12 protein-coding genes and 1 pseudogene are annotated in these 11,991 nt (G+C 47.8%); 4 read left to right on the top strand and 9 right to left on the bottom strand.

Translation table 11 applies throughout. The annotated features are described in order from the left end of the window. Positions 1 to 65: 65 nt before the first annotated feature. On the top strand, positions 66 to 656 hold the full coding sequence (slmA, locus tag CBX98_RS04975) for a nucleoid occlusion factor SlmA (protein ID WP_005395778.1): 591 nt from the start codon (positions 66 to 68) through the stop codon (positions 654 to 656). 6 nt (positions 657 to 662) lie between these two features. Beyond that, entirely contained in the window at positions 663 to 1,613 is a 951-nt protein-coding gene (locus CBX98_RS04970; protein ID WP_047009418.1) for a Kdo(2)-lipid IV(A) acyltransferase, read from the top strand. 84 nt (positions 1,614 to 1,697) lie between these two features. Here CBX98_RS04970 and pyrE read toward each other — a convergent pair whose 3' ends face one another. Next, a complete protein-coding gene (pyrE, locus tag CBX98_RS04965; protein ID WP_005395770.1) occupies positions 1,698 to 2,339 on the bottom strand; it encodes an orotate phosphoribosyltransferase in 642 nt (213 codons plus the stop codon). A gap of 100 nt (positions 2,340 to 2,439) precedes the next feature. Beyond that, on the bottom strand, positions 2,440 to 3,156 hold the full coding sequence (gene rph / locus CBX98_RS04960; RefSeq protein ID WP_005395768.1) for a ribonuclease PH: 717 nt from the start codon (positions 3,154 to 3,156) through the stop codon (positions 2,440 to 2,442). Positions 3,157 to 3,340: 184 nt separating this feature from the next. Between rph and CBX98_RS04950 the strand changes: the two genes are divergently transcribed. Next, positions 3,341 to 4,207 (top strand): YicC/YloC family endoribonuclease, encoded by an 867-nt coding sequence (locus CBX98_RS04950; protein WP_109168692.1) that lies wholly within the window; start codon positions 3,341 to 3,343, stop codon positions 4,205 to 4,207. Between the two features lie 225 nt (positions 4,208 to 4,432). On the opposite strand, the gene CBX98_RS04945 is transcribed toward CBX98_RS04950, so the two are convergent. The 3 genes from CBX98_RS04945 to CBX98_RS04935 form a co-directional block, all read right to left on the bottom strand. Continuing rightward, positions 4,433 to 5,716, bottom strand: coding sequence for an FAD-dependent oxidoreductase (locus CBX98_RS04945; protein WP_109168691.1), 1,284 nt, complete (start codon positions 5,714 to 5,716; stop codon positions 4,433 to 4,435). Positions 5,717 to 5,757: 41 nt separating this feature from the next. Beyond that, on the bottom strand, positions 5,758 to 7,242 hold the full coding sequence (gene nhaC, locus CBX98_RS04940) for a Na+/H+ antiporter NhaC (protein ID WP_109168690.1): 1,485 nt from the start codon (positions 7,240 to 7,242) through the stop codon (positions 5,758 to 5,760). A gap of 134 nt (positions 7,243 to 7,376) precedes the next feature. Then, a complete protein-coding gene (locus tag CBX98_RS04935; protein ID WP_109168689.1) occupies positions 7,377 to 8,336 on the bottom strand; it encodes an ornithine cyclodeaminase family protein in 960 nt (319 codons plus the stop codon). A 168-nt stretch (positions 8,337 to 8,504) separates the two neighbouring features. Here CBX98_RS04935 and CBX98_RS04930 point away from each other — a divergent pair, with 168 nt between their 5' ends. Further along, positions 8,505 to 9,287, top strand: a complete 783-nt coding sequence (locus tag CBX98_RS04930) for an AraC family transcriptional regulator (RefSeq protein WP_109168688.1) — start codon at positions 8,505 to 8,507, stop codon at positions 9,285 to 9,287. 39 nt (positions 9,288 to 9,326) lie between these two features. Here the strand turns inward: CBX98_RS04930 and CBX98_RS26555 are convergent. The 4 genes and pseudogenes from CBX98_RS26555 to CBX98_RS04910 all read right to left on the bottom strand — a co-directional run. Continuing rightward, a pseudogene (locus tag CBX98_RS26555) lies at positions 9,327 to 9,410 on the bottom strand (transcription elongation factor GreB); the annotation flags it as partial. A 254-nt stretch (positions 9,411 to 9,664) separates the two neighbouring features. After that, positions 9,665 to 10,090, bottom strand: coding sequence for a phosphate-starvation-inducible PsiE family protein (locus CBX98_RS04920; RefSeq protein WP_012841209.1), 426 nt, complete (start codon positions 10,088 to 10,090; stop codon positions 9,665 to 9,667). 166 nt (positions 10,091 to 10,256) lie between these two features. Beyond that, a complete protein-coding gene (locus CBX98_RS04915; protein WP_005394930.1) occupies positions 10,257 to 11,096 on the bottom strand; it encodes an ABC transporter ATP-binding protein in 840 nt (279 codons plus the stop codon). A gap of 35 nt (positions 11,097 to 11,131) precedes the next feature. Further along, complete coding sequence (locus CBX98_RS04910; protein WP_005394932.1) at positions 11,132 to 11,989, bottom strand: ABC transporter ATP-binding protein; 858 nt, start codon at positions 11,987 to 11,989, stop codon at positions 11,132 to 11,134. Positions 11,990 to 11,991 lie beyond the last annotated feature (2 nt).

Raw genomic sequence — 11,991 nt, 5'->3', positions numbered from 1 at the left:
TTTGAGGCGAAATAGCGTCTTATAATCCCCTCCGCTCAACTTTGTATTTTGAAAGGAAGTAACTAATGGCCGGCAGTAAAAAATCCAACCGTCGTGAAGAGATCTTACAAGCATTGGCAGAAATGCTTGAATCAACAGAAGGCGCTTCACGCATTACTACGGCAAAACTGGCCAAGCAAGTCGGCGTTTCAGAAGCCGCGCTGTATCGTCATTTCCCAAGTAAAGCGCGCATGTTCGAAGGGTTGATTGAGTTCATTGAAGAAGCCTTGATGACACGTATCAACCGTATTCTAGACGACGAAAAAGATACACTAGAGCGTATTCGTATGGTGATGCACCTTATTTTGGCGTTCTCTGAACGTAACCCAGGTCTGACACGCATTTTGTCGGGCCATGCTCTAATGTTTGAAAATGAACGCCTACGTGAACGCATCAATCAACTCTTTGAGCGCATAGAAACACAATTGCGCCAGATCCTGCGTGAACGTAAGATTCGTGAAGGGAAGTCTTTCCCTGTCGAAGAGCGCATCCTAGCCGCGCAAATTCTGGGACAAGTTGAGGGTAGCCTAAACCGCTTTGTGCGTAGCGACTTTAAATACCAGCCGACTGCAAACTTTGACGAGTACTGGGCGCTTTTGAGTGCACAAATAAAGTAAAAGACTATGAGTAAAGACAAATACACGCAGCCCGAGTTTTCTCTTTCACTTCTTCACCCTCGTAACTGGGGCGTATGGCTTGGGTTTGGTCTGTTGGCCATCCTGGTCAATATTCTTCCTTATCGGCTGCTGCTTTCATTAGGTCGCTCACTCGGCAAACTTGGCATGCGCTACGGTAAAAAGCGTGTCCACGTTGCTCAACGTAACTTAGAATTGGCCTTTCCAGACAAAACACCTGAAGAGATTCAACATATTGTTGAAGAGAACTTCAAAAATACCGGTATGGCACTCATAGAAACCGGGATCACTTGGTTCTGGCCGACTTGGCGCTTTAAAAAACTTATCGTCGAGAAAGATCTCGGCGCACTGCGTGAAAAAGCCAAAGAAGGTAAAGGCGTCCTACTTTGTTGTGTCCATGCTCTTAATCTAGAGATCACTGCACGTGCTTTCGCCGTGCTCGGCGTGGCCGGGTACGGCGCGTTTCGTCCGCATAATAATCCTGCTTATAACTTTATCCAGTATTGGGGACGGACACATAACGGCAATAAACTGATTGATCGCAAAGATGTGAAAAAGATGATTCGTGTATTACGCAGTGGTGAGCGTCTGTTCTATCTGCCGGATCACGATTACGGCCGCAAAAAATCAGTATTTGTGCCCTTCTTTGCCGTAGACGATGCGTGTACGACAACAGGCACGAGCATTCTGGCGTATACCTCAAAATGTGCGATCATCCCAGGCTCAGGGTTTCGCAATGACGAAGGAAAATACGACATCATCGCCGATAAGTGCATTGAAGCCGACTATCCACAAAAAGACGAAGTCGCCGCGGCCGCTTATATGAACAAGTATGTGGAAGAGGTCATTCTGCGCGCTCCAGAGCAATGGATGTGGCTCCATAAACGCTACAAAACCATGCAAGATGAGCATGTCGAGAAAGGCATTCGCTATAAGTAAGCGGTCAAGGCGATAAATCCAACAACAAAAAAGGGCAGATGGATATCCATCTGCCCTTTTTACTTTTTCAGAAAAAGTAAAAAATTAAATGCCGTATTCCGAGCGATAGGCTTTCACTGCCTCCAAGTGCTCAGCAGCGTCACCTTTCTCTTCTAGGTAAGTCACAAGATCACCCAAGCTTACAATTGAAATCACAGCACAACCAAAGTCACGCTCAACTTCTTGAATCGCAGAAAGTTCGCCCTTGCCCTTCTCTTGGCGGTCGATAGCAACCAACACACCCGCAAGATCAGCGCCATTTGCTTGAATGATTTCCATCGATTCACGAATCGCAGTACCTGCTGTGATTACGTCATCCACTAGCATGATTCGACCTTCAAGCGCAGAGCCTACAAGGTTACCGCCTTCGCCGTGATCTTTCGCTTCTTTACGGTTGAAGCAGTAAGGCGTGTCGATATCGTGGTGATCCGCCAGCGCGACTGCTGTTGTCGTTGCAATAGGAATACCTTTGTACGCAGGGCCAAACAGCACATCAAACTCAATGCCTGAATCTGCAAGCGCTGCTGCGTAAAAACGACCAAGACGCGCTAGATCACGACCAGTATTGAAAAGACCAGCGTTAAAGAAGTACGGGCTTTTACGGCCAGATTTCAAAGTAAACTCACCAAACTTAAGAACTTCTTTCTCAAGTGCAAACTCAATAAACTCACGCTGGTATGCTTTCATGGATTTCTCTCAATTTTCTTTTCGTGTGGGGATCAGGTCCTAGGACCTAGTAATATGCAAAAAAATAGCTTCCTTTCGGGGAAGCTATTTAAATAAATCATTAATTTTCTAACGCTGCCTTCTGCGCTGCGACAATTTCCGTAATGCCGATTTTCGCCGACTCGAGCAATGCCATCAGCTGTTCGTGACTGAACGGTTCACCTTCTGCGGTGCCCTGAATTTCAATCATCTTACCTTCTTCGGTCATTACCACGTTCATGTCTGTGTCTGCCGCTGAATCTTCAACATATTCAAGATCACACAATACTTCATCGCCTAGCAAACCAACTGAAACTGCCGCTACGTGGCCTTTCATTGGATTCGCTTTTAGCTTACCGCTATCCACTAGGTGTTGGAATGCATCGGCCATTGCAACACTTGCGCCGCTGATAGATGCAGTACGCGTACCACCGTCAGCTTGGATAACGTCACAGTCAACGGTGATCATGAACTCACCCATAGCTTTTAGATCGACAACGGCACGTAAGCTTCGCGCAATAAGACGCTGAATTTCCATCGTACGGCCGCCTTGTTTGCCACTTGCCGCTTCACGACGAGTACGAGAATGTGTTGCTCGAGGTAGCATGCCGTATTCAGCTGTAACCCAGCCTTTACCTTGACCTTTTAGCCAACGTGGCACAGATTCTTCGACGGTCGCATTACACAACACTTTGGTGTTACCGAACTCAACTAGCACTGACCCTTCAGCGTAAGCTGTGTAGTTACGAGTAATTTTGATAGGGCGAACTTGATCCGCCTTGCGATCGTTTGGACGCATGGGCATCTACCTTAAATATGAGGAGAAGACGATTTGGTTGGGCGAAGATTATAACGGAATCGATTCCGGATTCATAGGTTACGCCGCTGGCACAACATAAACAATCCATACATCCCGCGCACCTATCGACGCAGCGTGATACACTCTTGAAGTAATTTTCAAAAAATGAAGACAGGAAAATTCGATGATTTACAGTATGACAGCGTATGCACGCAAAGAAGTAAAAGGCGACTGGGGTTCTGCGGTATGGGAAATCCGCAGCGTGAACCAGCGTTATTTAGAAACATACTTCCGCATGCCAGAACAATTTCGTGGATTAGAGCCCGTTTTACGCGAGCGTTTTCGTAAGCGCTTAGCGCGAGGCAAAGTGGAATGTAATCTGCGTTTTGAAGCAAACCCTGCCGCAAAAGGTGAGCTTAGCATCAACGAAGCGCTTGCTAGCCAGGTAATTAAGGCCGCAGAACAAGTCATGCACATGACTGGTGAACTGAGCCGAATCAATCCATTTCAAGTCATGCAATGGCCGGGGGTAATGGAAACGCCAGAGCAAGACATGGATGCGGTAAATAAAGTGCTACTAGAAGCGTTTGATGGCGCAATGGATGAATTTATTGAAGCGCGCGCTCGTGAAGGCGAGAACATGAAGGCGCTGATTGAACAGCGTTTAGACGCCATCTCTGCAGAAGTCGTAAAAGTGCGTGCCCGCATGCCAGAAATACTAGAGTGGCAACGTGAGCGTCTGTTCTCTAAATTTGAAGATGCGAAAGTAGAGCTAGACCCATCTCGCGTTGAGCAAGAGCTTATCCTTCTGGCACAGAAATCAGACGTAGCAGAAGAGCTAGACCGTCTTGATTCTCACGTAAAAGAAACCACGAACATTCTGAAAAAAGGTGGCGCAGTGGGTCGTCGTCTGGACTTCATGATGCAAGAGTTCAACCGTGAATCGAACACGCTAGCGTCGAAATCCATCAGCACAGACATCACCGCATCGGGCGTTGAACTGAAAGTACTGATTGAACAGATGCGTGAGCAGATCCAGAATATAGAATAGATTCCAACCAGTTCCATGCCCATGTATAAAGCCCTTAATTAAAAGGGCTTTCTTATTTCGCTCTTCTATACACATCCATGGAATTCGTCATCAACCACGAATCTGCGGGGGGTAATCAGGCGCAGGCAAGTGGCAATATATCAATGATGTGCCAGTGTGAATCGACATGTGAGATCTCCGTTCGACGTGCTTTTTTATCACGCTACTATCTGCTGTCTTCGGGCCTTAGAATCGGTCTACCCGATACGACTGCACGTCAAACTCAGGCTCCACTTGGCGCAATAGGCTAATAACCAACTCAGCACTAATGGCGGCTTGAGTCAGCCCCAAGTGCTGATTTCCAAAAGCAAACAATAACCGTGGATGACGCGGGTGCTGGTCTATCACCGGCAACGAATCCGCCAGAGTCGGTCTATGTCCCATCCATTTACTCACTTTAAGAGCAGGGTTGTTTAATCGTGGCAATAGTTGCCTACTGTGATGGCGCAGCACATTAAACCTGCGAGCAAACTCAGGTAAACGCAAACCACCTATTTCAGTGATCCCAACCACCCTTAAACCAGACGCCAAAGGGCTCATCACAAATTTACGCTCCGCAGAGCCAATCGGATGATGAAGTGGCGGCGTCTCCATGTCGGCAGTCTCTATCGTCAAGTGGTATCCGCGTTCCGCTTCAAGTGGGACAGATATCCCAGTTTGTTCTAACAGAGACTTACCCCAAGCGCCGGTGCAAAGCACCACATGCTCGAACCTACTTTGACTCGTCGCCGTAACCACCCCAACGGCGTTCTCTTGCGGAAGAATTTCACTCACTTCTGTTTGTTCAAAACACCCACCGCGCGCTTGAAAAACCGCAAACAGTTGCTTCGACAGTAAGTAAGGATCTTTCACTCGACACGCATTAGGGAAAAACAGAGCGTGACTGACAGTCTCAGCCAGCTCTGGCTCTTTTTCCCTCAGTTGTGCGCCTTGCAGTAGGACACTTTCTATGTCCCATTGAGCAAGGTAAGCAGCATGCGTTTTGGCCTCGTCTAACTTATTTTCTGACTCCCATACCAACAGATAACCTGACGGAACGAGATATTCTTCGGCCCCTATATCAGCCAAGCAGCGTTGCCAAGCAGGAACGGCCGCTTGATTGAGATGGGAGAGCGCTTGTCGACTGGCCTCCACTCGTGCAGAAGAAGCCGAGCGAACAAAACGCGCCAACCAAGGTAGGGCTTGAGGTAAATACTTCCAAGGAAGGGCCAACGGCCCCTTGGGATCCATCCACATCCTTGGCGCGGCAGCCAGTGTCTTTTTCGTTGCCAGAGGATCAATCAGTTCTGTTGCTAAATAGCCAGCATTACCAAACGAAGCGCCTTCCCCCGGCAAACCCTTATCAAACAAAGTGACTTGAAAGCCATGGCGCTGCGCTTCTAGGGCGGTACAAAGCCCCACCACTCCAGCCCCCACAACCGCAACGGTGGGCTTGTCGTTAAAAGGGGTATGTTTCGTGGATTGTGTCATGTTCTACCTACTGGCTTAGCTAAAGAATGATTGGATACGGTTTAATGGGTACTGCTACTCGCTGGTGAGACAGCCTCTGTGCTTGCCGTCGCCTCTTGCTCCACACGCTTTGAGAACCACCCTGTCTGGGCGTATAAGATGCCAATCGCTGGTGATAACCAACAAGCAAACGCCAACGGAGCATACAACAAAGCACTGTAATCGCCTGGTGCGACAATCAGCCCCAAGGTTCCCATCACAAATGCACCACCCGCATTCCAAGGGATCAATGGCGAGACTAAGGTCCCTCCTTCTTCTATCGCTCTGGAAAGGTTGAGTCGGCTATAGCCCAACTTGTCATATTGCGGACCAAACATACGCCCAGGTAAAGCAATCGAGAGGTACACATCACCCGACACGGCGTTGGTCGCAACGGAAGTAAGAATGGCATTCGTTTGTAACCCTTTGAAACCTCGTGTCGACTTCATCACGGCATTCACGACCGACTCCAAACACCCAGTTCGCTCCAGTGCACCACCAAATGCCAACGCAAACATCATCAAAGTGATCACCCAAGTCATAGAAGTAACGCCACCGCGATTTAGCAAATTATCCAGCGCGTCCGATCCGGTTTCTATCTTGTACCCACTGTGGGCAAACGTGAGAATGTCATTCAGGTTGTAATCGTAATTATGAACCGCGACACCAGCGCCGAGAACAAAGCCAATAAACAGGGCTGGGATCGGTGCTATTTTGTAAAACGCCAATAGCATCACCACAAAGAGCGGCAGTAAAGGCAACAAACCGAGTAAGAAATGACTCTCCATGCCCGATTGAATCGCGGTGATTTGTTGTAGCTGTTGTTGAGCGTCAGAGGTCGCATCCCCCATCACTACACCACCAAGAATCGAGTACAGCGTCAAAGCGATCAGCATAGCTGGAATGGTTGTCGGCATCATATTACGAATATGAGCGAATACATTGGTTTCGGTTACGGCGGCAGCAAGGTTAGTGGTATCCGATAACGGTGAGATCTTGTCGCCAAAAAAAGCGCCTGAGACAACGGCACCCGCCGTCCAATATGCTGGAATACCAAACGCAAAACCGATTCCAACCAACGCCAGGCCGACCGTGCCCACGGTTGTCCAACTCGAACCAATCGAAAGAGATACCAAAGAGCACAACAGCATGGTGGCTGCCAAAAACCACTCCGGCTCAATCAAGACTAAGCCGTAATAAATGAGGGTTGGCACGGTGCCACTGGCTATCCACGTACTTACCAGCATCCCTACCACAATAAGGGTTGCAATGGAGGGCATCGCCACATGTAAGACACGAAATGCGCCGGATTCGATGTCCTGCCAACGCAGCCCTTGGTACCAGCCAACTAAAGCGGTAATAGCAAAACCAATCGCTAACGCGATATGTGGAGTAAAGTCGTCATAATAAAAAATCTGTGTCGCTAACAAGCCAATGGTGAGGATAATCGGTACGACCGCCAAGCCTAGTGGTGGCGGCGCCGTATAATCTGAGTTCTTTTTAGTCATAGGTCTGTTTCCAAATCACGTCGCGAGGGACCGCACCTGAAAAGGTGCGGCGCGCATGGAAAGCCTGATAGCGGATAACAAAGCCGCAAGCAGGGCAAAAGAAAAGCCAAGATATGCGTCGGCCTGATTACGATTTACGCACCCTGCACTGACTGATAAGCCAGAATCGCGCCCGCCAGATCTTCACGAGAGTCGCCAACCGATTTAAACAACGTGATCGCCGTTTCTGGTTCGTCGAGTTCTGCACGTCCTGCATGTTGGCCACGACATAACACCGAAAAGTCCGCTAAAATCTTCTCTTCGGTAATCGCTCCGTCACGGATAGGCATGATCAACTCGCCCGTTTCAACCAGTGCCGCCGCCTTCACATCCACGAATACATTCGCTCTCTGTAACGCTTCGTTGTCGGTCTCGCGCATTGTCGGCGTAAAGCTCCCCACCAAATCTAAATGCGCGCCCGGCTTCAGCCACTCACCTTTAATGAGGGGCTCGGTTGAAAGCGTGGCACAGCTAATGAGATCGGCTTCGCGCGCGACCGTTTCCAGTTGCTCATCGGAGCATGCAATGGCATCAACGCCCTCATCACGCAATTCTGTAGCCAATTGCTCTGCCGCAGCCGGATTAATATCCCACACATGAACAGTTTCAATTGGACGTACACTCATATGAGCTGGTACTAGGCGTCGTGCAACGCGTCCTGCACCAACCATCAACATTTTGCTGGCCGTTTCACGCGAGAGGTAACGAGAAGCCAGTGCCGAGGCCGCCGCAGTTCTGCGCGCGGTGAGCTCATTGCCATCGATCTGAGCCAGCATTTGCCCTGTCTGACCACAACTCAGTAAATAGTGACTGCTGAGTCCAGGTTGATTACGCGCAGAATTCCCCGGAAAGACATTCACCTGTTTTACGCCCAAGTACTCGCCTTCAATCCATGCCGGCATTAATAACAAGGTCGCGCTAGGGTCTTGCGGCACATTCATCGTGTGATGGTGACGAATAGGCGCCGTTACATCACGGGTAAAAATATCTTTTAAAGCGTCGACCAATGGTAGCCAAGCTAGTGCGTCGCGAACCTGTTGCTGGTTAAGTTGCATGTCATTCTTCCTTCCTTGTTAATATATTGTTATTTTATCTATTAATAGCGCCATTCATTTGCCTGAGACTCTGCGGTATTTAACCCAGACTCCGGAACTGAAAAACTTTGGGAAAGGAAAAGCTACATTGGGGAAACTAAGCGCGCGGATACAAGTAGGAAACTCACTGTGAATCAAACTCAGATAAGAAGAAATGTTATTGCCAGACGCCAGGGCCAACACCTGCACAGCTACGCTCAGGTATTGTTAGGCTGGCGAGGCACAATGGCGTGCGAGTTTGAACGCGAAAGTGGAAATATAGGCCATGGCACAGTGGCGATAGTGCCCGATAATGCCCCCCATTTTTATAATGGCTTAAGTGAAGATAGTGAGTTATTAGTCATCGACTTAGCGCCGGCTGACCCTTACATCCAAGCGCTGGAACAAGCGTGTAACTTGTCATTAAAGGAATCGGTGTTTCAGCAGCCTTACTTCCTAGACTTGGGTACAGAAAGTCAGATATTGCTGGACTTTGCTGCGCAGAAAGTCAGTCAGGGGCAAATGTCACCACAGATAAACTGCCAGCTCGTGTCATTATTTTTAACGCAGCTTGGGCAAATGTCATCCAGTGTCACACCACCAGCCCCGCATCGTCGCTTAGAAGCCAGCCATTTGAATACGTATATCGATCAAAACATTTCGACGGCGTTAACCAATGCTCAGCTAGCTCAGGCGATGCACCTCAGCGAAAGCCATTTTTACTGCTTATGCCAAAGGCAGTTTGGAGTGACACCACAAAAATACGTGATGCAGAGACGCATGCAAAAAGCACAATTTTTGCTGCGTAACAGCCATATGCCTATGACAGAACTTGCCGCCGAAGTCGGGTTTGCGCAGCTATCGAGTTTTTCTCGTGCCTACAAACGCAGCTTTCAGCATTCGCCTAGTGACGTACGCCGAAAGTCGCGCTAAACGTATGACTAGGCCTAACTACAGGCTGAACAACGTCATTTATGAGTAGCGAATGGCGTTCACAAACCACTCTTTGTAACCTTCTGAGGTTTTGACGCTAAACTCCTCGTCGACTTCTTTTTTAGTCTTAGACCCCTCATGGGCATTGCCCCTGTGTATCTATCCATGAACAGGCCACCAGCGTTAACAAACAGTTTTCTCGTCTCACTTTTCTAGTATCTAAACTGATTCAAAAAGTCTTCAAATATGAATAAAAAGCTTAATATTTTGTTTTTTTAATAAAAACACACGCTCAGAAAGACAGTTCCAAAACATTGAATGATCTAAAAGTCATCGAGTATTGAAACAAAAAAGCCCCGCTAGTGCGGGGCTTTCTTTTATTCATCTTTTTCCAAGGTTCTGTTATCAACGTAGGGCCAATAATGATGCCCGACTCTGATGAGCAAGGTTGCCGCAGCTAAGATAAACGCTGCCAGAGATAACCACACAACCAAAACCGCATCCAGTTCTTTCATTCCTAGTGTGATATAGCGGGCGATCGCCATCATCGCGATATAGATAGGATAGCGTACCGGAATTTTTCCGTTCATCACGAACTGCTGCACCATGGCGAGCACTTCCAGATAGATAAACATCAAAAGAATATCCGTGAGTAAGACACGCTTCTCGACAAATACGTGTACAAACTCTTGCATCATGGCGTACAGCGTCGCCAAGGTAATAGAGACTAATAATACCGCCTCCAAAATATGGAAGATTTTCAGGAACGGTCGACTAAAGGATTTCGGTAAATTCGACGGCATGGTCCATTATCCAGACAAAGAAGATAGGCCTTGAGTTTAGCATGCAACGATCTTCAATCAATCATAATACTCAGGCGTCAATCAACACCAAGACCTAACATAGACCTATAAAAATGCTCCGCTTATTTGGCGGAGCGTTTTTGTGTTATAGGACCTGTGGCATCACTTACGCCACTTGCTGCTTTTTTTCAGCCAGGCGCTTTTTCTTCCGATATTTAGGGTGGGTGATCGGAATCGCAGATAGGAGTTTCTTGGTGTACTCGTTTTGCGGGTTTGCATAAATTTCTTTCGCGCTGCCTGCTTCTACCACTTTACCAAAATACATCACGGCAACTTTGTCAGAGACGTGTTTCACCACAGAGAGATCGTGAGAGATAAAGATGATCGCCAAGTTCATCTCTTGTTGCAGTTGTAGTAATAGGTTCAAGATTTGTGCCTGTACCGACACATCTAACGCAGATACCGATTCATCACAAATCAGTAATTTAGGCTTTAATGCAATCGCGCGAGCAATACCGATACGCTGACGTTGGCCGCCTGAAAACTCATGTGGATAGCGGTTGACTGCCGTTTCTGGTAAGCCCACTTTGATTAAAAGCTCTTTTACCCACTGTTTGCGCTCGGCTGGCGTACCGATTTTATGAATAACAAACGGTTCTTCTAGAATCATACCGATGGTATGACGCTGATTGAGTGATTCCATTGGGTCTTGAAAGACGATTTGCATGTCTTTACGCAGCGATCGCATCTCTTTGACAGACAGTTTAGTGATGTCTTTACCTTCAAAGAAAATCTTACCTTCCGTTGGCTCGTATAACTTTAAGATCGTGCGACCAAGGGTGCTTTTACCACAACCTGACTCACCCACTAGCCCCAGTGTTTCACCTTCAGAAACAGACAGTGAAACCCCGTCTACCGCTTTGATGGTGTAGCCTTTCTTGAACAGCCCTTTACCAGAAACAAAGTGCTGCTTAAGATTTTCAATTCTTAATACTTCTTTTGCCATAACATCCTCTTTTATGACTCGTTCACTTTGCCCAGTTAACTGGCAAACATACTGGCATCAATAGGCTTGATATCGATCATCTGCTTCGGCTCATTATCTAAGCTCGGCATCAACCCCATCAAACGCTCTGTATATGGGTGCTGCGGGTTATCAAACAACTCAAAAATTTCTGCTTTTTCGACAATACGCCCACCATACATCACGGCAACATCATCACACACTTCTGCCACAACCCCGAGGTCGTGAGTAATGAAGATCATCGCCATGCCCGTTTCTTCCTGAAGCTCGTTCATCAGTTCAAGGATAGACGCCTGAACCGTAACATCCAACGCCGTAGTCGGTTCATCACAAATCAGAATATCCGGCTTACAGGCCAACGCCATCGCGATCATGACACGCTGGCGCATACCGCCAGATAGGTTATGGGGATACTCATTCAATCGCTTCTCTGGCATTGGGATTTTGACTTTTGCCAGCATCTCAATCGAGAAAGCCTCCCGCTCCTTTTTGTCGAGCTCTGGTCGATGGAGTTCAAGCACTTCACATATTTGACGACCAATAGTGTGTACTGGATTGAGCGCCGTCATCGGGTCTTGGAAGATGATCGAAATGCGATCGCCACGCATGGCATACATCTCTTCCGCAGGCAAATCAACTAGGTTGGTGCCGCGATAATTCACTTCACCTTTGATGATGTTGCCATATGGCTTAGGTAAAAGACCCATGATCGACATTGAGGTTACGCTCTTACCACTGCCTGACTCTCCCACCAGACCGAGTGTACGTCCAGCTCTCACATCAAAGTTCACACCATGCAGCACCTTCACTGGTCCATCATCGGTGGTGAATTCAACTTCGAGATCTTTAACACTTAGGATTACATCGTTTTCCATAA

It is taken from the genome of Vibrio sp. T9 (genome assembly GCF_003123985.1).
GTDB lineage: Bacteria > Pseudomonadota > Gammaproteobacteria > Enterobacterales > Vibrionaceae > Vibrio > Vibrio diabolicus.
This window is presented reverse-complemented; position numbering and strand designations above follow the sequence as displayed.